Annotated in this window: 22 protein-coding genes; 12 read left to right on the forward strand and 10 right to left on the reverse strand. The window is 71.0% G+C overall.

Annotated elements, in window-relative coordinates; translation table 11 throughout:
• Nucleotides 1-524: 524 nt before the first annotated feature.
• The 3 genes from DEI94_RS00150 to DEI94_RS00160 are packed head-to-tail and all read left to right on the forward strand — an operon-like array spanning nt 525 to nt 3,775.
• On the forward strand, nt 525-1,865 hold the full coding sequence (locus DEI94_RS00150; protein WP_111026539.1) for an extracellular solute-binding protein: 1,341 nt from the start codon (nt 525-527) through the stop codon (nt 1,863-1,865).
• Between the two features lie 34 nt (nt 1,866-1,899).
• The gene (locus tag DEI94_RS00155; protein ID WP_111010375.1) at nt 1,900-2,859 is read left to right on the forward strand and encodes a carbohydrate ABC transporter permease; all 960 of its coding nucleotides are present in this window, start codon (nt 1,900-1,902) and stop codon (nt 2,857-2,859) included.
• 1 nt (nt 2,860) lies between these two features.
• Nucleotides 2,861-3,775: a carbohydrate ABC transporter permease gene (locus DEI94_RS00160; protein ID WP_111010374.1), complete on the forward strand. Its 915-nt coding sequence runs from the start codon at nt 2,861-2,863 to the stop codon at nt 3,773-3,775.
• A gap of 145 nt (nt 3,776-3,920) precedes the next feature.
• On the opposite strand, the gene DEI94_RS00165 is transcribed toward DEI94_RS00160, so the two are convergent.
• From DEI94_RS00165 to DEI94_RS00180, 4 genes are all read right to left on the reverse strand, one after another.
• Nucleotides 3,921-4,682, reverse strand: coding sequence for an SDR family NAD(P)-dependent oxidoreductase (locus DEI94_RS00165; RefSeq protein WP_111026540.1), 762 nt, complete (start codon nt 4,680-4,682; stop codon nt 3,921-3,923).
• A gap of 85 nt (nt 4,683-4,767) precedes the next feature.
• Nucleotides 4,768-5,568 carry a L,D-transpeptidase gene (locus DEI94_RS00170; RefSeq protein WP_258377996.1) on the reverse strand — a complete coding sequence of 267 codons (801 nt, stop codon included), beginning with the start codon at nt 5,566-5,568 and terminating at the stop codon, nt 4,768-4,770.
• Between the two features lie 89 nt (nt 5,569-5,657).
• The gene (locus DEI94_RS00175; RefSeq protein ID WP_111026541.1) at nt 5,658-6,710 is read right to left on the reverse strand and encodes a hypothetical protein; all 1,053 of its coding nucleotides are present in this window, start codon (nt 6,708-6,710) and stop codon (nt 5,658-5,660) included.
• A 306-nt stretch (nt 6,711-7,016) separates the two neighbouring features.
• Nucleotides 7,017-7,379, reverse strand: coding sequence for a VOC family protein (locus DEI94_RS00180; RefSeq protein WP_111026542.1), 363 nt, complete (start codon nt 7,377-7,379; stop codon nt 7,017-7,019).
• Nucleotides 7,380-7,520: 141 nt separating this feature from the next.
• On the opposite strand from DEI94_RS00180, the gene DEI94_RS00185 reads away from it, so the two are divergent.
• The 6 genes from DEI94_RS00185 (at nt 7,521) to DEI94_RS00210 (ending at nt 15,049) form a co-directional block, all read left to right on the forward strand.
• Nucleotides 7,521-8,558 (forward strand): LacI family DNA-binding transcriptional regulator, encoded by a 1,038-nt coding sequence (locus DEI94_RS00185; RefSeq protein ID WP_111026543.1) that lies wholly within the window; start codon nt 7,521-7,523, stop codon nt 8,556-8,558.
• A gap of 124 nt (nt 8,559-8,682) precedes the next feature.
• Complete coding sequence (locus tag DEI94_RS00190; protein WP_111026544.1) at nt 8,683-9,945, forward strand: ABC transporter substrate-binding protein; 1,263 nt, start codon at nt 8,683-8,685, stop codon at nt 9,943-9,945.
• Nucleotides 9,942-10,913, forward strand: a complete 972-nt coding sequence (locus DEI94_RS00195; RefSeq protein ID WP_220035657.1) for a carbohydrate ABC transporter permease — start codon at nt 9,942-9,944, stop codon at nt 10,911-10,913. Before DEI94_RS00190 ends, DEI94_RS00195 begins: the two co-directional genes overlap by 4 nt.
• A complete protein-coding gene (locus DEI94_RS00200) occupies nt 10,903-11,835 on the forward strand; it encodes a carbohydrate ABC transporter permease (RefSeq protein WP_111026545.1) in 933 nt (310 codons plus the stop codon). Before DEI94_RS00195 ends, DEI94_RS00200 begins: the two co-directional genes overlap by 11 nt.
• Nucleotides 11,835-13,151, forward strand: a complete 1,317-nt coding sequence (locus DEI94_RS00205; RefSeq protein WP_111026546.1) for a glycoside hydrolase family 1 protein — start codon at nt 11,835-11,837, stop codon at nt 13,149-13,151. Before DEI94_RS00200 ends, DEI94_RS00205 begins: the two co-directional genes overlap by 1 nt.
• Nucleotides 13,148-15,049 carry a glycoside hydrolase family 2 TIM barrel-domain containing protein gene (locus DEI94_RS00210; protein WP_111026547.1) on the forward strand — a complete coding sequence of 634 codons (1,902 nt, stop codon included), beginning with the start codon at nt 13,148-13,150 and terminating at the stop codon, nt 15,047-15,049. The genes DEI94_RS00205 and DEI94_RS00210 overlap by 4 nt, the downstream gene beginning before the upstream one ends.
• 46 nt (nt 15,050-15,095) lie before the next feature.
• On the opposite strand, the gene DEI94_RS00215 is transcribed toward DEI94_RS00210, so the two are convergent.
• From DEI94_RS00215 to DEI94_RS00225, 3 genes are all read right to left on the reverse strand, one after another.
• A complete protein-coding gene (locus tag DEI94_RS00215) occupies nt 15,096-16,058 on the reverse strand; it encodes a helix-turn-helix transcriptional regulator (RefSeq protein WP_146249452.1) in 963 nt (320 codons plus the stop codon).
• Between the two features lie 173 nt (nt 16,059-16,231).
• The gene (locus DEI94_RS00220; protein ID WP_181441781.1) at nt 16,232-16,732 is read right to left on the reverse strand and encodes a MarR family winged helix-turn-helix transcriptional regulator; all 501 of its coding nucleotides are present in this window, start codon (nt 16,730-16,732) and stop codon (nt 16,232-16,234) included.
• A 58-nt stretch (nt 16,733-16,790) separates the two neighbouring features.
• On the reverse strand, nt 16,791-17,162 hold the full coding sequence (locus DEI94_RS00225) for a VOC family protein (RefSeq protein WP_111010363.1): 372 nt from the start codon (nt 17,160-17,162) through the stop codon (nt 16,791-16,793).
• Between the two features lie 82 nt (nt 17,163-17,244).
• Between DEI94_RS00225 and DEI94_RS00230 the strand changes: the two genes are divergently transcribed.
• The 3 genes from DEI94_RS00230 to DEI94_RS00240 all read left to right on the forward strand — a co-directional run bounded on the left by DEI94_RS00230 (nt 17,245) and on the right by DEI94_RS00240 (nt 20,363).
• The gene (locus DEI94_RS00230) at nt 17,245-17,901 is read left to right on the forward strand and encodes a nucleoside/nucleotide kinase family protein (protein ID WP_111026592.1); all 657 of its coding nucleotides are present in this window, start codon (nt 17,245-17,247) and stop codon (nt 17,899-17,901) included.
• 32 nt (nt 17,902-17,933) lie between these two features.
• On the forward strand, nt 17,934-18,803 hold the full coding sequence (locus DEI94_RS00235; protein WP_111026550.1) for an SDR family oxidoreductase: 870 nt from the start codon (nt 17,934-17,936) through the stop codon (nt 18,801-18,803).
• Nucleotides 18,804-18,950: 147 nt separating this feature from the next.
• Nucleotides 18,951-20,363, forward strand: a complete 1,413-nt coding sequence (locus DEI94_RS00240; RefSeq protein ID WP_284183723.1) for an ATP-binding protein — start codon at nt 18,951-18,953, stop codon at nt 20,361-20,363.
• 9 nt (nt 20,364-20,372) lie between these two features.
• On the opposite strand, the gene DEI94_RS00245 is transcribed toward DEI94_RS00240, so the two are convergent.
• The 3 genes from DEI94_RS00245 to nucS all read right to left on the reverse strand — a co-directional run bounded on the left by DEI94_RS00245 (nt 20,373) and on the right by nucS (nt 23,068).
• A complete protein-coding gene (locus DEI94_RS00245; protein WP_111026552.1) occupies nt 20,373-21,617 on the reverse strand; it encodes an MFS transporter in 1,245 nt (414 codons plus the stop codon).
• Nucleotides 21,617-22,267 (reverse strand): HAD hydrolase-like protein, encoded by a 651-nt coding sequence (locus tag DEI94_RS00250; protein WP_111011957.1) that lies wholly within the window; start codon nt 22,265-22,267, stop codon nt 21,617-21,619. Before DEI94_RS00250 ends, DEI94_RS00245 begins: the two co-directional genes overlap by 1 nt.
• A 105-nt stretch (nt 22,268-22,372) precedes the next feature.
• Nucleotides 22,373-23,068 carry an endonuclease NucS gene (nucS, locus tag DEI94_RS00255; RefSeq protein ID WP_111026553.1) on the reverse strand — a complete coding sequence of 232 codons (696 nt, stop codon included), beginning with the start codon at nt 23,066-23,068 and terminating at the stop codon, nt 22,373-22,375.
• Nucleotide 23,069 lies beyond the last annotated feature (1 nt).

Here is a 23,069-nt window from a genome sequence, read left to right on the forward strand (position 1 = left end):
CGGCAGCGGGGGTGCGAACGGCAGCAGGGTGCGCGACGGCAGCAGGGTGCGCGACGGCAGCAGGGTGTGCGACAGCGGCAGCGTGTGCGAGGTCATCGCCGACGCACAGCCGGTGCACCGATGCCGGACAGGAACGCGCGCCGCTCGTGTGAGCGCTCTCGACACGCTGTGGCAAGAGGGTGTTGCAACTCCATTCCATCGTTGTAAAGTCACCCCAGACCCGCCGCGCCGTCGGTGGGATCGGTCCGTCCCGATGGAGTGATGCCATGACCGCAACCCGAACGACCCGCGACGCCTCCGCGTCCGAGGCCCCCGTGCTGCGCACCGCGCCGCGGGGAGGGTCCTCCGCGGGCCGCACCCCAGGCCCGGCGACCGGACGGGAGGACCGGCACCGGTCCTCCAGACAGGATCCGGCGCAGCGCCGGTGACGCACTGAACCCACGTCCGCTTCCCTGGCGGACGAGCACCCAACGCAGCACCCCCGGCGACCCGTCCACGGGCACCGGAACGACGAGGAGGTCGAAATGGCAACGGGAACGGGAGCCTTCACGAGGCGGGGATTCCTGACCGCGGGCATCGCCGCGGCAGGAACGGTCGCACTCGCGGGCTGCAGCAGCCCCGTGTCGGCAGGACTGGTGGGCAGTCAGCTCAACCCCGAGCAGCTCATCTTCTGGAACCTGTTCGGTGGTGGTGACGGCAACCGCATGCAGCAGATGGAGGCCGGCTACCGCAAGGGACACGGCGGATCGGGATCCCTGCAGGCGACGACGTTCGCCTGGGGCAACCCCTACTACTCCAAGCTGACACTGGCCACCGTCGGGAACAAGCCGCCGGACGTCGCGGTCGCGCACCTGACGCGGGCGAAGCCGCTCTACGACGGTGGGATCCTCGAGCCGATCACCGAGGACGACCTCGCGCTCGTCGGACTCAAGGCGAGCGACTTCAACGCCAAGTCGTGGGCGGCGCAGAAGACCGACGGGAACAACATCGCCATCCCGCTCGACACCCACCCGATCGTCATGTTCTACAACGAGGACGTGTGTCGGAAGGCCGGGCTGATCGGCAGCGACGGCAAGCTCAAGGACCTCACGGGCCTCGACACGTTCGAGTCGGCGCTCGCCGCGGTGAGCAAGGTCACGGGTGGCAACGCGATCACGGTCGCGAACGTCAGCGAGACTGCGACCCCCTGGCGCGTGTTCTGGACGTTCTACAACCAGATCAACGGCGTCACGCCCTTCCTCTCCGACAACGGGGCCAAGCTGTCCGTCGACGAGGACGCCTTCAACAAGGTGAACGAGCGGATGCAGACCTGGGTGAAGAACGGCTGGCTCAACAAGGGCCTCGACTACGCCGGCGCGCAGACGCAGATGTTCACGGGCAAGGCGGGCTTCTACCTCGAGGGCGAGTGGGAGATCAGCACGGCCCAGTCGATCAAGGGCCTGAAGTTCGGCATGGTGCCGATCCCGCAGATCTTCGACAAGCCGGCCGCGCAGGCCGACTCGCACACGTTCGTCCTGCCGAAGAAGGCGCGGACCCTCGACCAGCGCAAGCAGCACATGGGGTTCATCAAGACCATGCTCGAGCAGAGCATGACCTGGGCGCAGGGCGGTCACGTGCCGGCGTACCAGCCGACCGCGACGAGTGCGGCGTACCACAAGCTCGAGCCGCAGGCCGACTACGCCTCGGCCGCCAAGGTCGCCGTGTACGACAACCCCGCCTGGTACGGCGGGTCCGGTTCCACCTTCGAGGCCACGGTGGGCGCCCAGCTCGCGCTCGTGCAGCAGGGTTCGACGTCGCCGCAGGGCGCCATGTCGGCCATCAAGCAGCAGCTCGCCGTCTACCTCAGCACCCCCAGCCCACTGTGACCCCCTCACCCCAGAACCCCGGAGGTACGACGACGTGACCGCCACCGCACCCGTAGCGAACCGTCCCACGCTCACGACCCACGTCCCGAAGTCGCGGCCGCGGCGCGCGGCGCTCGATCGACAGGACGGGCGCAAGGCCTGGTTGTTCCTGGCCCCGTTCGGACTCTTCTACCTGGCGTTCCTGCTCGGACCGACCGTGTGGATGATCATCACGAGCTTCTTCAACACGTCGACCGTCCACACGGGCCTCGGTACCTTCGCCGGGTTCGCGAACTACGGCGAGATGCTGACCCGCGCCGACTTCTGGAGCGCGCTGTGGCACACGCTGCAGTTCACGATCTACACGACACCGCCGCTCGTCATCCTCGCGTTCGTGTTCGCGGTGCTGACGAACCGGATCCGTCGGGGACAGTGGTTCTTCCGCCTCGCGTTCTTCCTGCCCTACATCCTGCCGTCGGCGACGATCTCGCTGATCTGGGTGTTCATCTTCACGCCGGGCACCGGCCTCTGGGCGCTGGGCGAGAGCTGGCTCGGCATCACGCCGGGGGCGGGTGTCCTCGCGTCGCCGAAGACCGCCATGATCGGCATCGCGCTCGCCACCGTCTGGTGGACCCTCGGCTTCAACTTCGTGCTGTACCTGGCGGGCCTCCAGGAGATCCCGCGTGAGCTGTACGAGGCGGCCGCCGTCGATGGCGCGTCGAACTGGCAGCAGATCCGATCGATCACGCTGCCCCTGCTCGGCCGGACCACGACCCTCGTGATCCTGCTGCAGATCATCGCCAGCCTGAAGATCTTCGACCAGGTCTACCTGATGACGAGCGGTGGGCCGGGCATATCGACGCAGGTGGCCCTCGGGCTCATCACGAACACCGGCTTCACCGACAACCGCATCGGTGCGGCGTCGGCGGCGTCGGTCCTGCTGTTCATCGTCATCGTCGCCATCGCGGTCATCCGACAGGTGATCGACCGCTCCGCAGCTCGGAAGGAGGCCTGAGATGGCCACGACCACCACAGCGCCGACCAGGACCCGCAGCAAGTCCCCGGTCTCCGCGGCAGCACCGGCGCAGAACGCGACGCGCATCGGTGTCAGCGGCCGGACGTTCAACATCGTCGCCGGCATCGTCCTGACGGTCTTCGCGATCATCTGGCTCATCCCGAGCCTGTTCGCACTCAAGACGTCGCTGTCCGACAACGGCACCGCGGCACTCGGCGCCGGCGCGATCCTGTCGCACTGGAACCCGACACTGCACTCGTACGCGTCGCTGTTCCAGGCCGGCGACATCTGGAACTGGTACCTGGCGAGCGGCATCACCTCGGTGATCACCGCGATCCTCACCGTGCTGTTCGCGTCGATGGCGGCGTTCGCGCTGTCCCGGCTGAACTTCCCGGGTCAGAACCTCGCGTTCCTGCTCATCATCCTCGGCATCATGATCCCGGGGCAGGTGCTCATCGTCCCGATCTTCCAGGAGCTCGGCGCGGTCAGCCTGCTCAACACCTACTGGTCGGTGATCTTCCCGCAGGTCCCCGCGGTGATCGCGGTGTTCATCTTCAAGCAGTTCTTCGACGGCATCCCCCGGGAGCTCGAGGAGGCCGCGCGCATCGACGGCGCCGGGCTGTGGAAGGTGTACTGGTCGGTCATCATGCCGCTGTCCCGTCCGGTCATCGCCGCGGTCGTCATCCTGACCTTCGTCGGTGTCTGGAACAACCTGCTCCTGCCGCTGTTCGTGCTGTCGAACCCGAACCTCATGACGATCCCCGTCGGGCTCGCCACGGTCCAGGGCTCGTTCGGTCAGCGGTACGCGGACATCCAGGCAGGTGCGATCCTCGCGGCACTGCCGCTGATCATCCTGTACCTGATCTTCCAGCGGCAGATCGTCGAGGGTGTGACCGGCAGCGGCCTCAAGGGCTGACGCCACCTGCACCACCGGTCCTCGAGAGGCCCCGCTCCGGCGGGGCCTCTCGTCGTGCCCGGAGCAGCGGTCGGCGGGTCACCCGCGCTCGTCCCACCGGCCGGGAGGGACGGGTCATGCCGGTGCCGCGCCTCCCGGCCGTCGGTCAGGAGGCCCGGCGCGACGCCAGCCAGTCCGTGAACTCGGTCGCGACGATCCGTTCGTCGTGGACGTCGGCGGCCTCGCCGGACGCGAGCCACCGGATCGGGGCCCGCATGACGTCGGGGGAGAGGACGGCGAGTGCCTCGGGCCGGGACGTGCCCTCGAGCATCCCGGTCGCCGTCGCACCGCCCGGGAGGAGGATGTTCGCGCGGACCGGGGTGCCGGCGAGGTCCGCGGCGATGATCCGGGCGAGGGCCTCGGCGCCCGCGCGGGAGGGTCCGTACGGGACGAAGCCGCGGCGGTTCATCGTGCCGTGGTTCATGCTGATCGTGACCACGCGGCCCGTGCCCGCAGCGAGCATCCGCGGCACGACCGCCCGTGCGACGAGGAAGTAACCCGTCAGGTCGGTGTCGACGACGTCCCGGAAACCATCGGGGGAGACCTCCCAGAAGTCCTGCGGCGTCGTCATGAACGCGGGGTTCACGGTGCGCATGCCGATGCCCGCGTTGTTGACGAGCAGGTCGATGCCGTCCAGCGCCTGCCACGCGGTGGCTGTGCCCTGCTCCACGGACCGGTCGTCCCGGCTGTCCATGGCGATCCCGATCGTGTCGCCGCCGATCTCACGCGCGGCGGCGGTGACCCGGGCCTCCGAGCGGCCGGTGACGGCGACGCGGGCGCCCGCCTCGACGAGTCCCTCGGCCATCGCGCGGCCCAGGCCCGACGTGCCGCCGGTGACGAGTGCGCGGACGGTGTGCAGGTCTTCCATGGCGGCCTCCCGGAGGTGTGGTGCGGTGCTCCCTCGATACGCCGTGCGGATGGCAACGGACCGGGTGCCGGGGGTGGGGGGCGGGTCAGATGATCGTGATCGGGGTGCCGAGCGGCAGGAGCTTCGTGAGCGCCGTGATGTCCGCGTTCTGCATGCGGATGCACCCGTGGCTGGCGTCCTTGCCGATGCTCGACGCGTCGTCCGTGCCGTGCAGGCCGATCTGCCCCGGACCGCCCCCGAAGCTCGTGAGCACGTCGGAGAACGCGGAGAGCCCGTACGCGTAGGGCCCGTACCCGGCGTTCGTCGGCTTGAGGAGCTCCGTCAGGTAGAACGACCCGTGCGGGGTGGGGGTCCCGCCGGTGCCGGACGCGACCGGGTAGGTGGCGACGGGCCTCCCGGCGCGGTAGACGGTGAGGGTGTTCGTCTCGGTGACCGCGACGAGGTGGTAGGCGACGGTGCTCAGCGCGACGTCACTCGCGCGGACCCACCCGGTACGGCCGTTCGGACGCGTCGGGACGTCGACCTCGACCCACCCGGACTGCTGCGCGACGACGAGGAACACGAGTGGGGCGCCGTTCGACTGCGGGTTGGGGAGGGTCGTCGTGACCGCGCCGGCGGCGGCGGCGTGGACGGCGACGCTGGCGACCTCCGCCGTCGCGACGGTCGCCGATGCCGCGATCGGCGGGGTGCTCGGTGCCGTGGCATCCGCGCTGGGGCTCGGCGAGGCGGTCGGACGCTGACCGAGCGCGCCGCCGACGTGGACGGTCGGCGTCGGTGTCGGGGTGTGACCGGCACGCGCGTGGTGCGGGTGGGCACCGGAGCAGCCGGCGAGGAGGAGCGTTGCCGTGACCGCGGCGACGGTCACGGGAGCGAGACGGCGGAGCACGGCGGGCCTTCCGGGGACGAGGTGGTGCCGGACAGCGCTGGTCCGCCGGACGACGGGCGTCCGGCGGATCGGCGTGTGCGCGGTGGGGGTCAGCCGGTGAAGGTCGCCGTGGTGGTGACCGGCGTCGCGACCGGGGCGGGCGGGGTGGTCGGCGTCGTCACGGCCGGGTCTGCCGTGACGTCGAGCACGAACCCGACGAAGATGCCCGAGTTCTCGCCGAAGAGGGTGAGCGCGTAGGTGCCGGCGGTCGCGTCGGGGTCGGTGACCGTGCCGACGACGCTGCCGTCCGCGCCCGCGGTGAGGGTGACACCGGTGTCCGTGGCCGTGCCGTCCTCGGCGACGAGCACGACGCTGACGGGCTCACCGGGCAGGAACCCGTTCGGCTGGGAGACCGCGACGCCGGTGGTGGCGAAGTCGCTCACCGACAGGGTCGCGGGCGTGATCGTGCCGGCGTCGGAGGGCCGCGGCGTGAAGTAGTCGTTCTGCCCGTCGAAGGCGATGCCCGTGACGGTGGCCGGACCGGTGGCGTCGGAGACGCCGTACTCGCGGATCGTGGCGTCCGGGCTCGTCGCGGCGAACTGCGCCTGGAACTGCGCGAGCGTGGCCGGGGTACCGGCGGGGATGGTCCCGACCGGGGTGAACGAGGTGTACTCGCCGTCGATGCCCTCGTCGCCCGCCGTGACCGCGACGAGCGCTGCGTAGTTCTGGTCGGCGATCTCGCCGTCGCCGTCGAGGTCCACCACGAGGGTGAAGTGGGCGTCGTCGCTGCTCACGAGGTCGGCGGTGCCGAGGTCGGTGTCGGTCGAGCTGGTGATCGACGTGAGGTCGCTCGCCGGGTGGCCGTCCGTCGAGTGCAGGAGCACGCCCGGTCCGGAGAACGTCAGGCCGGACGGGCCGAACGTCGGCGTCGTGAACCCCGTCGCGGTGCCGGTGTACCAGGTGCCGGTCGGCGGCTCGCCGGTGCCGCTGTAGGTCTGGAGGTCGGCGCTCGTGATCCAGGTCGACGACTGGGTCGAGGCGTCGAGCAGGCGGGGGCTGACGCCGGCGGTGGTGGCGGCATCGGCGGTGGCGGTGCCGGTGAGCACGGCGGCGCCGGCGACGGCGGTGGCAGCGACCGCTGCGAGGACGGGGAGACGCTTCACGGGTGGTTCCGTTTCGGGACGGGCGGATCGGATCCGCGCTTTCGGTGGTGGTGCGTCGTGGGCCGACGCGCCGGTGCCGCCAGGTCTCGGGCCGACGCGGCGGCGGAACCGAAAAGCCCTCAGAACCTCCGGATCTGTGAGGACCCTATCCCCAACGGGACCGCAGCGGTACTCCCGATCGGATGTCAGAACGGAGCGTCGCACACGACATGTCGCACGGTCGGCCGGGTCCGGGTCCGGGTCCGGGCCGGTGCCCAGGCGCTGGGCCGTTCCGGCGGTCGGACCGGGTGGTGGCCGGGAACGTTGTCATCCCCAACAGAGGCAGAAGGGGTGGCCCGACGGGTCCGCGTAGACCTGGAACCCCTGCGGCGCCGTCGGGTCGTCCGCCGCCTTGAGGAGCCGTGCTCCGACGGCGACGGCCTCCTCATGCGCAGGACCGATGTCCTCGACGTACAGGTCGAGGTGGATCTGCTGCGGTTCGCCGTCCGGCCAGTCCGGCCGCGTGTGGTCCGGCGCGAGCTGGAACCCCATCCGCGGCTGGCCGTCGACGTACAGGCTGTGCCAGTCGTCCTCGGCCTCCACCCGTCCGCCGAGCAGCCGCGCCCAGAACCCGCTCTCGGCCGCGAGGTCCGCCGTGTCGAGGACGACGATCTGCCGTGTGATCTCCATTCGCGGCATGCTGCCACTCGCAATCGGAGCGGAGAAGACCCCGATGAGCTTGTTGAATCGATAAAGCAGCGCTACAGTTCCAGGAGTCGCGGCGGTTAATCGATAAAGCAGCCCGACCAACAGCCGTGCGAGGAGGCACTGATGGCGAAGTCCGTGACGCTCAAGGACGTCGCGCAGCGCGTCGGCGTGACCGCTGCCGCCGCCTCGATGGCGCTGTCCGGTCACGAGCGCATCAGCGCCGCCACCCGGGACGCCGTGCGTCGCGCCGCTGACGAGCTGGGGTACGTGCCGAGTTCCGCCGGGCGCGCGCTCCGGAACCAGCGGGCCGGCGCCGTGGCCCTCGTCGTCCCGAACAGCTCGCACCACGTGTTCGGGCACATGTACTTCATGCACGTGCTCACCGGCATGTCCCGGGCCGCCAGCGCGCACGACGCGCAGGTGATCGTCTCGACCAACGCGGACGAGGAGGGTGGCGTGGCCGCCTACGAGCGCGTCATGCGCTCGCGGAGCGCCGACGGCGTGATCGTCACCAGCGCGGCCATCGACGACCGGAACATGGAGCGGCTCGTCGCGTCGGGCCTCCCGGTCGTGCTCATCGGCAACGCGCCGTCCCTGCCCGATGCGGCCAGCGTCGGGATCGACGACGTCGCTGCGACGCGGCGGATCACCGAGCACCTCATCGACGCACACGGGCGCCGCCGGCTCGTCCACGTCACGGGCACACTCGACCACCAGACCGGACTCGACCGACGCGAGGGGTTCCTCGCCGCCGTCCGCGACCACGGCGTCGACGCGCTCGTGGTCGAGGGGGACCTCGGCGAGGAGTCCGGTGCCGACGCCATCCGGGCCTTGCTCGACGCGGGCACGGAGTTCGACGGCGTCGTCTTCGCGAACGACGACATGGCGACCGGCGGCATGCGGGTGCTCCGCGCGGCCGGCGTCGACGTGCCGGGAGCCGTGTCCGTGGTCGGGTTCGACGACTTCGGTCTCGCCCGTGTCACCACGCCCGCGATCACGACCGTCCGGGTCCCCGCCGAGGAGATGGCCCGTCTGGCCACGGAGCGGCTGTTCGACCTCGTCGACGGCACGAGCGACGGTCCGACCCACCGCGAACTCCCGGTGTCGATCGTGGTCCGCGAGTCGTGCGGCTGCGGCCCGGAGCACCGCGCCGAGGACTGAACCGCCCGACCACCGGCACGTCGCCGGCCCCCGTCCCCCTCAGACCCGTTCCCCTGCCCACCATCACACCCCACCTCCGTGCCGTCCCCTCCCGAGGACGGTCCACAACGCAAAGGAGCGTTCCATGAAGAAGCGCAACACGGCCCTCGCCGTCGCCGCCGGAGCCGCCGCTGTGGCCCTGGCCCTGTCCGGCTGTTCGACGTCGTCATCGTCGTCGGCGAGCGGACCGGTCACCCTCAAGGTCTGGACCGGGTTCACCGGTGGTGACCGCCCCGGGTACGCGCAGATCGTCAAGGACTTCGAGGCGTCCCACCCGGACATCAAGGTCCAGATGACCGTGCAGCCCTGGGACACCATCCAGCAGAAGCTCCCGTCGGCATGGCTGACCGGGCAGGGTCCGGACATCGCCGCGGTGTCGAGCGACCCGAACGCGGTCGCGCAGTACGTCAAGACGAACTCGGTGCTCGCCCTGACGGACACCGGCAGTGGCAAGGACCAGATCAACACGTCGAAGCTCGCGCCCGGCACCGTCAAGGAGTTCACGTACAAGGGCAAGCTCTACGGGATCCCCGCGAACTTCGCGACGCTGAGCCTGTACTACAACAAGAAGCTGTTCCAGCAGGCCGGCATCACGAACCCGCCGAAGACCATCGACGAGCTCGCGCAGGACGCGAAGAAGCTGACGACCGGCGGCCACTACGGCATCTCGCTCGCGGACAACCAGACGATCCAGATGTGGCCCGTCCTGCAGTGGCTCGAGGGCGGCGACATCGTCAACGGCAAGGGCTGCTCGGTGCTGCAGACGAGCGCCGGCCAGAAGAGCCTGTCCACGTGGGCCGACCTCGTGGCGAAGGGCAAGGTGAGCCCGGTGGGGCAGACCGGTGCCGAGGCCGACTCCCTGTTCTCCGCGGGCAAGGCCGCCATGGAGATCAACGGGCCGTGGGCCGCGCCGGGTTACAAGAGCGCGGGCGTCGACCTCGGGATCGCGACCATCCCGACCGGGGTCGACGGCACGTCCGTCACGCTCGGGTCGACCGCGCCGCTGTCGGTGTCGGCCAAGACGAAGTACCCGAAGCAGGCGCAGGAGTTCCTCGCCTACTGGACGAGCAAGTCGACGCAGGAGAAGTTCTCGCTGAAGACCGGGTTCCCGCCGCTGCGCACCGACATGACCGACGACGCCAAGCTCACGGCCGACCCGACGGTGTCGGTGTTCGCGTCGCAGGTCGGCAACGCCCGCCTGTACCTGCCGCACGTCCCCCAGGCGACCAAGGTCGACTCGGACGGCTACGTGCCGCTCATCGGCAAGATCACGCGCGGGACCTCGGTCGCGAGCGCGACCAAGGACGCCGCGCAGACGATCGACGGCCTCACGGGCTGCTCGCAGTGACCAGCCACACCTCGGAGCGGGTCCCGTCGCGCAGCACGCGCGACGGGGCCGGCACCACCCCAGGGTCGCGCAGCGGTGGGGAGGGCCGGCGCGCGACCGCTCGTCGGTTCCGGTTCCAGCCGGCCTGGCTCTTCATGGCGCCGAGCCTGCTGATCCTGGGCGTGTTCGTGATCTTCCCGATCTTCCGGTCGCTGTACTACAGCTTCTTCGACTGGACCGTCGGGGCGAGCACGGAGCCGTTCGTCGGGTTCGGCAACTACGTCAAGCTGTTCCACGACCACCAGTTCTGGAACGCGCTCGGCGTGACGCTCGAGTTCACGATCGTGTCGGTCGTACTCCTGCTCGTGTTCGGGTTCCTGTCGGCCCTGGCGCTCCAGGGCGAGGGGATCGCGACGCGCATCGTCCGGTCGATCTTCTTCTTCCCGACGATCGTCTCGCTCGTCACGATCGGCCTGGTCTGGAAGTTCCTGCTCGACCCGGACATCGGGCTCGTCGGCGGCCTCACCGCGGCGCTCGGTCTGCCCTCGATCGGGTGGCTCCAGTCGACGACCCTCGCCCTGCCGACCGTGATCTTCGTGTCGGTCTGGAAGAGCGTCGGCTTCGCCATGATCCTGTTCGTCGCGGGCCTCAAGGGCGTCCCCGGCGAGCGGTACGAGGCGGCCCAGCTCGACGGCGCCGGCCGGTGGGCCACGGTGTGGTCGATCACGATCCCGAGCATCCGGCCCACGCTGCTGTTCACCTCGATGATCCTGACCATCCAGTCGTTCCAGGTATTCGACCTCGTCTACGTCATGACCGGCGGCGGCCCGGTGTTCCACACCGACTCGCTGGTCAACCTGCTCTACCGCGACGGGTTCGTCGACTACCAGACCGGGTACGCGTCCGCGATCTCGTGGGTGCTGTTCGCGATCATCATGCTCATCTCGCTCGTCCAGCTCAGATTGTTCAGGTACAACGATGTCGACTGACACCTCCGTGGCGGACGTGCCCCGGACCTCCCGTTCGTCACGCGGCGGCGACGACCGCGGCGACCGGTCCACACCCACGCAGCGCAGGCAGCACGGGCCGCGGCCCGCCGTGCGCACGGTGGACGTGCTCAAGTGGGTCTACCTCGGCGTCGGGATCGTGTTCGCGCTCGTGCCGTTCATCTGGATGGTCTCCGGGTCGTTCCGGAGCGAGAGCGACCTGTTCCACAACCCCGCGAGCCTGTTCCCGACGAGCATCACCATGCACGGGTACGTCGGCGTCTGGCAGCAGCTGTCGTTCGTCCGGCTGCTCGTCAACACGTTCGTGTTCGCGGGCGTGACGACGGCGCTGACCCTGCTGTTCGACTCGATGTGCGCCTACGCCCTGGCGCGGATGCGGTTCGTCGGTCGGAACGTCGCGTTCGTCATCGTCATCGCGACCCTCATGGTGCCGTTCCAGGTGACCCTGATCCCCGTGTTCGTCGAGCTGTTCCACTTCGGCTGGCTGAACACCTACCAGGGGCTCATCGTCCCGCGGGCGACGAGCGCGTTCGGCATCTTCCTGTTCCGGCAGTTCTTCGTCAGCATCCCGCCGGAGCTCGACGAGGCGGCGCGCATCGACGGCGCCGGGCACTGGCGGATCTACTGGCAGGTCGTGCTCCCGCTCGCCAAACCGGCGATCGCCACCGTCGCCGTGCTCAACGGCATGAACCTGTGGAACGACCTGCTCTGGCCGCTCGTCGTCACGACGTCGAACGACATGCTCACCCTGCCCGCCGGCCTGACGCTGTTCGGCGGCCAGCACGTGACCGACCACGCGATCCTGCTCGCCGGTGCGACCATCTCGCTGGTCCCCATCGCGATCGCGTTCTTCTTCGCACAGAAGTACTTCGTGGCCGGCGTCGCGACGAGTGGACTGAAGTGATGGGCGACTTCACCTGGGTCCTCGGGATCGAGGACACCTCGGTCCACCCGCCGGCGCACTTCGCGATGGCGCCGCTCGACGAGTACGACCTGACGGAGCACACCGAGCACTGGCGCGCGGACCTCACCGCCGCGCGCGACCTCGGCGCGGGGGCGGTCCGGTACGGCGTGAACTGGCCGCTCGTGCACACCGCGCCGGAGACCTACGACTGGAGCACCCTCGACGAGCGGCTCCGGTTCGCGGTCGAGGAGCTCGGGCTGACGGTGATCGCCGATCTCGTGCACTACGGCACGCCGACCTGGCTCGACGGCTCGTTCGCCGACCCGCGCTACCCCGACGTCGTCGCGGCGTTCGCGGGTGCGTTCGCGGCGCGCTACCGCGGGTTGGTCGACCACGTCACACCCTTGAACGAACCCGTCACGACGGCGTCGTTCTGCGGCCTCCGCGGCGTGTGGCCGCCGGCGCTGACCGGCTGGGACGGCTGGGTGCGCGTGACGCTCGCGCTGGCCGAGGGGATCACCCGGTCCGTCGCGGCGATCCGGGCGGCCAACCCGGCCGCGGTCATCGTGCACGTCGAGGCGTCGTCCCTGTTCGCCACGGACGACCCCGCGCTCGCGGGCGAGGCCGAGCACCTGACCGCGATCGGCACCGTGCCGACGGATCTGGTGCTCGGGCTGGTCGGCGTGCAGCACCCCATGCACGGGTGGCTGCTCGAGCACGGCGCCGCACCCGAGCAGCTCGCGCGTCTCCGGGCCGACCCGGCACGCATCGACGTGCTCGGCGTCAACTACTACCCCGACCTGTCCCCGCGGACCCTCGTCGCCGACGGCACCGACGTGGTGCAGATCGCGACGGACCGCTGGACCGACGGGCTCGTGACGAGCCTGCGCGGGTTCGAGGCGCGCTACGGCCTGCCCATGATGGTCACGGAGACGAGCATCGAGGGCACGGACGAGGTCCGGACGGCCTGGGTGCGCGACTCGGTCCACGCGGTCCAGGAACTCGTGGCGGGCGGCATGGACCTGCGCGGGTACACCTGGTGGCCCCTGTTCGACTTCGTCGACTGGTCGTACGCGTCCGGCGGTCGGAACGTCGAGGAGTTCGCGGTGCCCGACGAGGTCGTGGCCGCCCGGGTCGTCGGCGGGCGCAAGACCCCGTCGCTGCGCCGCATGGGGCTGGTCCGGCTCGAGGAGCAGGCGGACGGCTCCCTGCAGCGCGTCCCGACCGGGGCGGCAGCGGCGTTCGGGACCGAGACCGGCGCGCCGGCCAACCGTCTGTACAACGTTGTAACGGCTGCGGCAGACTGGACGCCATGACGACGCTGCGCGGCGAGGAAGCCGCTCCCCGGACCCTGTCCGTCCCCGAACCGGCGAGCCGCCAGGACGGCACCCACCCCCGGCCGCAACTCGTCCGTCCGGCCTGGGCCGACCTCGACGGGCCGTGGTCGTTCCGCCACGACGACGGCGACGAGGGCCTGGGCGCGGGCTGGTCGGCGGGCTTCCGGTCCGAGCACGGGGCGACGGACCGCACGATCACGGTGCCGTTCCCGCCCGAGTCGGTCGCGTCGGGCATCGACGAGCCGGGATTCCACCCCGTGGTCTGGTACGCGCGCAGCATCTCGGCCGAGGACCTCGAGCGTGCCGGGCGCTCGGCCGACGCGTCCCGGGTGCTCCTGCACTTCGGTGCGGTCGACTACCGCGCGACGGTGTGGCTGGACGGGGTGCGCCTCGGCGAGCACGAGGGCGGGCACACGCCGTTCTCGTTCGACGTGACGCACGTGCTCGACGCCAGCACGGACGTCGACGCTGGCACCGACACCACGCACACCCTGGTCGTCCGCGCCGAGGACGACCCGCACGACGTCACGCAGCCCCGCGGCAAGCAGGACTGGCACGAGGACCCGCACGTGATCTGGTACCGCCGCACCACGGGGATCTGGCAGACCGTGTGGCTCGAGGCGGTCCCCCCGGTGTCGGTCGCGGCGCTCCGGTGGGAGACCGAGTTCCCCGGCTCGGTGGTCCGGGGCACGATCCGGATCGCCGGTCGGGTGACCGCGGGCACGACACTGTCGGTGTCGCTCCGCCACGAGGACGGTGACGAGGACCTCGGCAGCGCCTCCGTCGTCGTGCCGGCGGGCGCCACGACCGTGGACGTCGTCGTCCCCGTCGCGCGGCAGACGAACGGGCAGGCGTACGACGAGATCGTGTGGACGCCGGAGACCCCGCGGCTCATCGACGCCACCGTCGTGCTCGGGCACCCCGACGGGTCCGGGGACGTCGTCGCGTCGTACCTCGGGTTCCGGTCGGTCGCGGTCGACCGGGGGGCGTTCCTGCTCAACGACCGGCCCTACGACGTCCGGAGCGTGCTCAACCAGGGCTACTGGCCGGACTCGAACCTCACCGCGCCGAGCCCGGCCGCGTTCCGTCGTGAGGTCGAGCTCATCAAGGAGCTCGGGTTCACCGCGACCCGGATCCACCAGAAGATCGAGGACCCGCGGTTCCTGTTCTGGGCGGACCGCCTCGGCCTCCTCGTCTGGGGCGAGGCCCCGGGTGCGTACGCGTTCACCCCGACGGCGGTGCAGCGGCTCATGCGGGAGTGGATGGACGCCGTCGAGCGCGACGTGTCCCACCCGTGCATCGTGACCTGGGTGCCGGCGAACGAGAGCTGGGGCGTGCAGCACATCGCGCACGAACCAGCACAGCAGGCGTACGCCCGGGCGCTCGCCGACGTCACGCGGGCGCTCGACCCGTCACGGCCCGTGATCTCGAACGACGGCTGGGAGCACGCCGCGTCGGACATCCTCAGCGTGCACGACTACGAGGCCTCGGGCGAGGTCCTCGCCGCGACCTACGCCGACGACGCCGCCCGCACCCGCTTGCTCGCCGGGATGGGCCCGGCCGGCCGGCGGATCCTGGTCGGCGACGCCGAGGACCACGGCCAGCCGGTCATGCTCACGGAGTTCGGCGGGGTCAACTACCAGCCGGGTGCCGACCGCGACGACGCCTGGGGGTACTCCGTCGCGGTGGACGGCGACGACTACGTCGACCGGATCACCGCGCTGTACGACGGCATCCGCGCCAGTTCGTTCCTCGCCGGGTCCTGCTACACACAGTTCACGGACACGCTGCAGGAGACGAACGGGCTGCTCACCGCGGAGCGCGAGCCGAAGGTGCCGATCGAGCGGATCCGCCGCGCCGTCGCCGGGCGCGACTGATCGCGGCCGGGAGGGACGTGGCGGGTCCCGCCCCGTCCCTCCCGGCTCAACCGCGCAGCGTGGCGCGGGGATGCTCCCCGAACCGCGCGCGGTACGCCCCCGCGAACCGTCCGAGGTGCGTGAAGCCCCACGCCTGCGCGACCCCGGCGACGGTCGTCCCCGGTACGCCCTGTTGCAACTCCGCGTGGACGCGGTCGAGGCGGGCCTGCCGCAGGTACCCGAGCGGTGTGGTGTCGAGCACGCGTCGGAAGCCCTCCTGCAACGCCCGCACGCTGAGGTGCGCCGCGGCCGCGATCTCGGTGGTGCCGATCGGCTCGTGCACATGGGCCTGCACGTACTCCACCGCGGCCCGGATCCGTGCGTTCCGCGGCAGGAGCACCGCGGACGGCAGGGCGTCGGCGAGGGGCGGGTAGAGCCCGAGGAACGCGATCGCCGTCATCCGCGTGAGTTCGTCCCACAGCAGGGGACTGACCGGGCCGGAGCGCATGGTGTTCGACACGAGTCCCACGGTGCCCTGCCAGCTGCGGACCGCGGCGTCGGTGGGGGCGGCCGTGTGGTCGAACCGCAGGTCCTCGCCGGCGAGGCCCTGCTCGCGGGCGATGCGGTCGACGTGGTCACGCCCCAGGTGCACGAGCTTCTGGTCGTAGTCCGTGAACCGGAACACGAAGGACCGATGCGCCGGGAACAGCAGCGGCCGCCCGGGGACCATGCGCAGGTCGTCGTGGCCGAGGTCGACCGTCGACCGCCCTGCCGTCAGCCACTGCACGACGTAGTCGCCGCCCGGCGGGATGTCGCCCTGGATCTCGCCGTGCATGCGCGAGGTCCGGAGTGTCAGGTCCGTGTCGCCCATCGCGGCGTAGCGGTAGCGGTAGGGCGTCGCCCGCGTCGGTGCCGAGGACCAGGCCGCGCCGGCGTAGAGCCGGGGCAGGTCGTCCATGGCCTGGTCGGCGTCGAGGCCGTGGGCCTCGATTCGGATGGGAGTGGCCGCCGCACCGGTCGTGGTGTCCATCGCTCCCGTGGTGTCCTCGCCGCTCGCGGGCGTCCGTCGGTCCTCGACGCAGGGCGACGAGTCGGGGAGACCGCGCACTGACGAGGATAGGCGGAAGGAGGAGGAAAAGCAAAGAAAATTGGACAATCCGACCGGGGTACCCCCGTCGTTCAGCGGTGGCCCGTGCCCCCGGATCAGCCCTGGGGCACGCCGAGTTCCAGCGCCCGCACGACCCGGTCGAGCAGGCCCACCAAGCGCTTGCGGTCCCGCGGGCCCAGCTCGTCGAGCACCACGCGCAACGCGTCCTGCGTCTCCCCGACCGCCTCCTGCATCGCGGTCTTCGTCGTGTCGGACAGGCAGATCAACTTGCTGCGGCGGTCCGTCGGATCGACCTCACGGAGTACGTGGCCGCGAGCCTCCAGGCGCTCGAGGATGACGCTCGTCGCGGCGCTCGTCATGCCGACGTGCTGCGTGAGGTCCTTGACGCGGACGGCACGACCGACCGCCTCGGCCCGCGCGATGAACTGGAGGACGACGAGGTCCGTGCCCCCGACACCGAGCCGCGCGCGGAGCCGTGAGCGGAGCGCCGCATCCGCCGCCTCCACGCGGGTCAACGCCGCCACGACGTCGATCGCCTCGTCGATGCGTTCGTCCTCACGACGCGTGCGGTCGTCGTCGGCGGTCGGCTCGGACACGATGCTCCCCGGGGTCGTTCGATCTGCGAACAGTTTGCCACCGCGACCGTCGATGCGCTCAGCTGTCCTCCACCACGCTCATGACGTTGCCCGACGGGTCCGTGAACCAGGCGATCAGCGGCCCGCCGTGGCGGTTCACCCCCGAATCGTCCGTCAGCCCCTCGTACTGCTCGAACACCACGCCCCGCTCCGTCAGGTCCGCGACCGTCGCGGGGACGTCCGGCACCGGGAAGTTGAGGACCGTGAACGACGCCGGCTCGTGCGCGTCGCCCTTCGGGTACACGAGCACGGGCGTCCCGCCGCCGACCTCGAGCATGAGCATGCCGTTCGCCTCGTGCACCGACAGTCCGAGCACGTCCTCGTAGAACGCCCGCGCCTCGGCGGTGTCCCGCACCGAGAACCCGCTGAACGCCCTCGTCGCATCGATCATGGCCGACAGTGTCCCTCCGACCGTGCCGGAGCACCAGACCTCGCACCCTGGCATCCGGACCGTCGGGTGGGAGACTTGCGACATGCCGCCCACCCCCGCCGCCCTCGACGTCGCGGCCGCGGTGGAGCGGGCCCTCACGCTCGTCGCCGACCCTCCGCCCACCGGGAGGGCCGTGCTCGGCATCGCGGGCAGCCCCGGCTCCGGCAAGTCGACCCTCGCGCGCCGTGTGGTCGCCGCCGTCACCGAGGCGCACGGGCCGGGCGTCGCCGTCCAGGTGCCCATGGACGGGTTCCACCTGGCGAACACCGCGCTCGCCGCGCTCGGTCGGTCCGACCGGAAGGGCGCGATCGACACCTTCGACGCCGCCGGGTACGTCGCGCTCGTGCGCCGGCTCGTCGCCGCCGACGAGGACGTCACGTGGGCGCCCGACTTCGACCGGCGGGTCGACGAGCCCGTGGCGGGCAGCATCGCCGTGCCACGCGCCGTGCGACTCGTGGTCACCGAGGGCAACTACCTGCTCGACCGGGACGAGCCGTGGGCACTGCTGCCGGGCCTCCTGACCGAGACCTGGTTCTGCCGGACCGACGACGCCGTCCGGATCGACCGGCTCGTCGGACGCCACATGCGGGACGGCCGCGACCACGCGGCGGCCCGGGCCTGGGCGACCGAGGTCGACGGCGCGAACGCCCGGCGCATCGAACCGACGGCGGACCGCGCCGACCTCGTCGTCACCACCTGACCCCCACCACACTCGACCGGGAGGACCGGCACATGTCCGACACGACGCCCAGCACGGCGGATCCCCGGCCCGTCATCGCCGTCACCGGTGCCACCGGGCACGTCGGCGGTGCCGTCGCGCGGGCGCTCGCCGCTGGCGGTCGACCGTTCCGCGCGGTCGTCCGCGACCCGGCCCGGGCACCCCGGCTCGCCGGAGCCGAGGTCGCCGTGGCCGCGTTCGCCGACGCGGACGCCGCCCGTGCCGCGCTCGCCGGTGTCGACGTCCTGCTCATGGTCTCGGCGGCCGAGGCGGAGGACCGCCTCGAGCAGCACCGCGCCTTCGTCCGCGCCGCTGCCGAGGCCGGGGTCCGCCACGTCGTGTACACGTCGTTCGTCGGCGCGGCGCCCGACGCCACCTTCACGCTCGGGCGCGACCACCACGCCACCGAGGAGGCGATCCGCGCCTCCGGCATGACGTGGACGTTCCTCCGCGACTCGTTCTACCTCGACTTCGTGGAGGAGCTCGTCGGCGAGGACGGCGTCATCCGCGGTCCGGCCGGGGACGGTGCGATGGCGGCGGTCGCCCGGGCGGACGTCGCGCGGGTCGCGACCACGGTCCTCCTGGACCCGGACCAGCACGCTGGAGCGACCTACGCGCTCACCGGGCCCGAGGCCGTCACCCTGGCCGAGGCGGCGGCGATCGTGTCGGACGTCCGCGGCCGCACGGTGACCTACCACCCCGAGACGCTCGACGAGGCGTACGCGTCACGGGCGCGCTGGGACCCCGCGCCGTGGCAGGCGGACGCCTGGGTGAGCACGTACACCGCGATCGCCGAGGGTGCGCTCGCGGCCGTCAGCGGTGACGTCGAGCGGGTGACCGGGCGGCGCCCGATGTCCCTGCGCGAGGTGCTCGCGGCGGGCTGATCGCCCGCACTCAAAAGAGGTGCTGCGCTCACCGGTGCCGTTCCATCACCCCGCTCATCAGGCATTTTCAACTGTCAACAGGGCGTGAGTAGCCGGTACTCGAAACCTACTTGAAGCCGTAGGCTCGGTCCGATGAGCGCGAACGACGTGGACCGTGCCCTCGCTGCTCCGCGCGACGAGGTCGGTCCCAAGCTGTGTGCCCTTCTCGAGGACCAGTGGTTCGACCGGAAGTCGATCCGGATCCAGGCGAAGGACCTCGCACAGCATCTCGTCGCGTTCGCGAACGCGGAAGGTGGCGTGATCGTGCTCGGTCTGAGCGACGGCCGGGTCGAGGGATTGAAAGCGAGTGCCGGGCGCCTCAACGACTTCCAGCAGACGGCGATCGACCACACCGTGCCACCCGTGCGGGCGCGCGTGGATCAGACACGTTGCGTGAATGACGCAGGCGAGATCGACACGTTGGTGGTCGTCCGCGTCGACCCTGGCGAAGTCGTTCACGAGATGAAGAACGGAGACTGCTACCTCCGCGTCGGAGACGAATCTCGGAAGCTCCGCCATGAACAGCGCCGCGAGCTCGAGTACGACAAGGGACAAGCGCAGTGGGACGGGCATCCGTTGCTCGGTCTTCGGCGGGACGACCTCAACCGCCAGCTCCTCGAACAGTTCCGCAGTGCCACGGGCGCTTCCGGCACGTTCGATCGTCTTCTGAAGGCGCGCAGCCTCGTGACGCGGCACGGCGAGTACACGAACGGTTGCTATCTGCTGTTCGGTGAGCACCCACAGGACGAGTTCCCTCAAGCGCACATTCGGGTGATCCGATACCTGGGTCCTGAGCGTGGCACGGGCGCTCGCCTGTCGGTTGACGACACCAACGACCTCAGGATCGAGGGACCGATCCCCTATGCCATCACCAAGGCCGCTGAGGAGATCGAACGTCTCGTCCCGCGGAAGAGGTCGCTGCGCGCCTCCGGTCTGTTCGAGAGCGAGCCCATCGTCCCGAAGGATGCGTGGCTCGAAGGTGTCGTGAACGCGGTCATCCATCGCTCCTACAGTCTCGGCGGTGACCACATCCGGGTCGAGATCTTCACGGACCGGATCGAGATCGAGAGTCCGGGCCGCTTCCCCGGTCTCGCTGACCCGGCGCGGCCTCTTGACATCAGTCGCTTCGCCAGGAACCCGCGGATCGCGAGGGTCTGCGCCGACCTCCGGATCGGTCAGGAACTCGGCGAGGGAATCCGGCGCATGTTCGACGAGATGCGGCGGGTCGGCCTGACGGATCCCGTGTACGTGCAGAGCCAGGGAAGCGTGAAGCTGACACTCCTGGCCCTTCCACGTATCGACGAACGAACGGCGGCTCGACTGCCGGCTCGCTCGCAGGAAGTACTCGACGTCATGCGTGCCGCAGATCGAGACCTGGGAACGGGGGAGATCTCGCAGCTGGTCGGATTGAGTAGACCGGCGACGAAGGCGCGCCTCGATGCGCTCGCTTCCGAGGCACTCATCGAGTGGATCGGCAAGTCGGAGCGAGATCCGCGAGCCGTGTGGCGGCTGCGGAACTGACCGACCTCGCTAGTCGACGTTCCGGGCCGCGATCGTCCCCGACACCCCGAGCACGAGCACCGCACCGACGACGACGAGCAGGGGCACGGTCCAGCCGCCCGAGACCTCGTGCAGCGTCCCGGCGACGAGCGGACCCGCACTGCCGAGCAGGTACCCGCCGCCCTGCACCAGCGCGGACATGCGGCGCGCGTCGGCGTCGGTCGTCACGAGCCGCACGACGATGATGAACACGACCGTGATGCCACCGCCCTGGGCGGCACCGCCGCAGATCGACCAGAGGAGCCAGAGCTGCGGTGCGAGGAGCAGCCCGATCGGCATCGCGAGCCAGAACAGACTGACGAGCACGATGATCGAGCGGGGCCGCCACCGGGACGCGAGCACGGGGACGCCGAGGGCCCCGACGACCGCGAGGATCTGGAAGACCGAGGAGCTCGCGCCCGCCGAGGCCGTGTCGAACCCGATCTCGTCGTGCAGGAGCGTCGGGATCCACGCGGTCAGGGCGTAGTACGAGAACGCCTGACCCGCGAACGCCAGGACGAGGCCCCACGTGACGCGCCGCCGCGCCGGGGCTGGTGCGGTGGCGTGCCGCTGGGTCTCCGGGACGAGGACCTGGTCGATCGGGCCGGTGACCGGGAGCGGCTCGGCGCTCGCGATGATCGGACCTCGGAGTGCGGCGCGGACGCCGACCGCGCGCGACCACGCGGCAGCCGCGATGAGCACGAACACGCCCCAGATCGCGATCGCGACGGGCCAGCCGACGACCGCGGCGAGGGGGGCCGTGCCGAGCGAGGTGATCATCGACCCGACGTTGAGCGCCGACGTGTAGACGCCGGTCACGATGCCGACGCGCTCGGGTGAGGAGTCGCGGCGGATGACGACGGGCACGACGACGTTCCCGATCGTGATCGCGATGCCGATGAGCGCCGTCCCGGCGACGAGGGCCCAGGACGTGCCGGCGGAACGGAGGAGCGTGCCGGCGAGCACCCCGACGAGCGACGCCGTCACGGCACGCTCCGGGTCGAGGCGGGCGATCACCCACGACGCCAGCGGGGTCGCGAGCGCGAAGCACAGCACCGGGATCGTCGTGAGGAGCCCGGCGACCGTCGGGGTCAGGCCGAGGTCGTGCCGGACGTCGCCGATGACCGGGGCGACCGCCACGACGGGACCGCGCAGGTTGAGCGCGATGAGCACGATCGCCGCGGGCAGGAGCCACGCGGCCCGCTCGCGGACCCGGGCGCCGGTGCGGTCGGACATCACAGCAGGATGGGGAGCAGGTCGAGCGGCTCGGCGGCCCGGGCGATCGTGCCGGCGGCCTCGGCGGGGGAGCCGTACCCCCACTCGGCGAACACGACCGGGACGCCGTGGGCGGCGGCGCCCTCGACGTCGTGGTGTCGGTCGCCGACGAGGACCGGCCGCGACACGTCGACCCCGCGCGCGGCGAGCCGGCGCAGTGCCTCGGCGACGACGTCGGCCTTGGCGCTGCGGACCTCGTCGTCACTCGCGCCCGTCACGACGTCGAGGTACGGCAGGAGCCCGAAGTGCTCGAGGATGTAGGTCGCCGGGGTCTCGGGCTTGCTCGTCGCGGTCGAGGTCGGCACGCCGGCCTCGTGCACGCGCCGCAGGACCTCGGGCATCCCCGGGTACACCCGCGCGTCGAGGGTGCCGTGGGCGAGGTAGTGCTCCCGGTAGACCTGCAGCGTGTGCTGGACCTGGTCCTCGTCCATCCCCATGCTGCGGAACGAGTCGAGGATCGGCGGCCCCACGAAGCTGAGGAGCGTGGCGGGCGACGGCACCGGGACCCCGATGCGTTCGAACGTGTACGTGAGGCTCGACGTGATCCCGGGCGCCGAGTCGCAGATCGTGCCGTCGAGGTCGAACAGGATCGCGGAGAACGGGCTGGACATCGGTTCCAGCCTATGGGACGGGCGCTGCGTGGCCGTGGTGGGTGGGGCCTCCCGGCCGGGAGGCACGTCCCCACCCCGTCGCGTCGCTCGCCGAGCGCGCGTGGTTCAGAACAGGCGGGTGTGCCCGCCCTCGATGCCGCGCATGGCGTCGTAGTCGAGGACGAGGCAGCGGATCCCGCGGTCCTCGGCGAGGGTGCGGGCCTGCGGCGCGAACGTCTGCGCCGCCAGGACGCCCTGGACCGGGCGGAGGTGCGGGTCGCGGTTCATGAGCTCGAGGTACCGCGTGAGCTGCTCGACCGCGTCGATCGTGGCGTTGCGCTTCATCTCGACCGCGACGGCGGCGCCCCCGCCGTCGCGGGCCAGGATGTCGACCGGGCCGATGGCGGTCATGTACTCGCGGCGGACGAGCGTGTGGCCGTCGCCGAGGAGTTCGATCTGCTCGGCGAGGAGCTGCTGCAGGTGGGCCTCGACGCCGTCCTTGACGAGCCCGGGGTCGACGCCCATGTCGTGGGACTCGTCCGAGACGACCTCGTGGATGCTGACGATGAGGCGGTCCTGCGTCTTCTTCTGCGTGACCGTCCAGACCTCGGTGATGCCCGCGGCCGCCTGGTCCTCGTCGGGCTCGGCCGTGCTGATCGTGCAGGGCGGGCTCATCCAGTTGAGCGGCTTGTAGCTGCCGCCGTCGGAGTGGACGAGCAGCGACCCGTCCGACTTGAGCATGAGGAGCCGCGTGGCCAGCGGGAGGTGGGCCGAGAGTCGTCCGGCGTAGTCGACGGAGCAGCGGGCGATGACGAGACGCACC

The sequence above is a fragment of the Curtobacterium sp. MCBD17_040 genome, assembly GCF_003234805.2.
Taxonomy (GTDB): Bacteria; Actinomycetota; Actinomycetes; order Actinomycetales; family Microbacteriaceae; genus Curtobacterium.

Coding starts and splice junctions, on each gene's coding strand:
- DEI94_RS00185 (WP_111026543.1), top strand. CDS start 7,521: ATGGCGAAGTCCGTGACGCTCAAGGACGTCGCGCAGCGCGTCGGCGTG.
- DEI94_RS00180 (WP_111026542.1), bottom strand. CDS start 7,379: ATGGAGATCACACGGCAGATCGTCGTCCTCGACACGGCGGACCTCGCG.
- DEI94_RS00210 (WP_111026547.1), top strand. CDS start 13,148: ATGACGACGCTGCGCGGCGAGGAAGCCGCTCCCCGGACCCTGTCCGTC.
- DEI94_RS00235 (WP_111026550.1), top strand. CDS start 17,934: ATGTCCGACACGACGCCCAGCACGGCGGATCCCCGGCCCGTCATCGCC.
- DEI94_RS00205 (WP_111026546.1), top strand. CDS start 11,835: ATGGGCGACTTCACCTGGGTCCTCGGGATCGAGGACACCTCGGTCCAC.
- DEI94_RS00225 (WP_111010363.1), bottom strand. CDS start 17,162: ATGATCGATGCGACGAGGGCGTTCAGCGGGTTCTCGGTGCGGGACACC.
- DEI94_RS00230 (WP_111026592.1), top strand. CDS start 17,245: ATGCCGCCCACCCCCGCCGCCCTCGACGTCGCGGCCGCGGTGGAGCGG.
- DEI94_RS00250 (WP_111011957.1), bottom strand. CDS start 22,267: ATGTCCAGCCCGTTCTCCGCGATCCTGTTCGACCTCGACGGCACGATC.
- DEI94_RS00165 (WP_111026540.1), bottom strand. CDS start 4,682: ATGGAAGACCTGCACACCGTCCGCGCACTCGTCACCGGCGGCACGTCG.
- DEI94_RS00200 (WP_111026545.1), top strand. CDS start 10,903: ATGTCGACTGACACCTCCGTGGCGGACGTGCCCCGGACCTCCCGTTCG.
- DEI94_RS00160 (WP_111010374.1), top strand. CDS start 2,861: ATGGCCACGACCACCACAGCGCCGACCAGGACCCGCAGCAAGTCCCCG.
- DEI94_RS00190 (WP_111026544.1), top strand. CDS start 8,683: ATGAAGAAGCGCAACACGGCCCTCGCCGTCGCCGCCGGAGCCGCCGCT.
- DEI94_RS00245 (WP_111026552.1), bottom strand. CDS start 21,617: ATGTCCGACCGCACCGGCGCCCGGGTCCGCGAGCGGGCCGCGTGGCTC.
- DEI94_RS00150 (WP_111026539.1), top strand. CDS start 525: ATGGCAACGGGAACGGGAGCCTTCACGAGGCGGGGATTCCTGACCGCG.
- DEI94_RS00215 (WP_146249452.1), bottom strand. CDS start 16,058: ATGGACACCACGACCGGTGCGGCGGCCACTCCCATCCGAATCGAGGCC.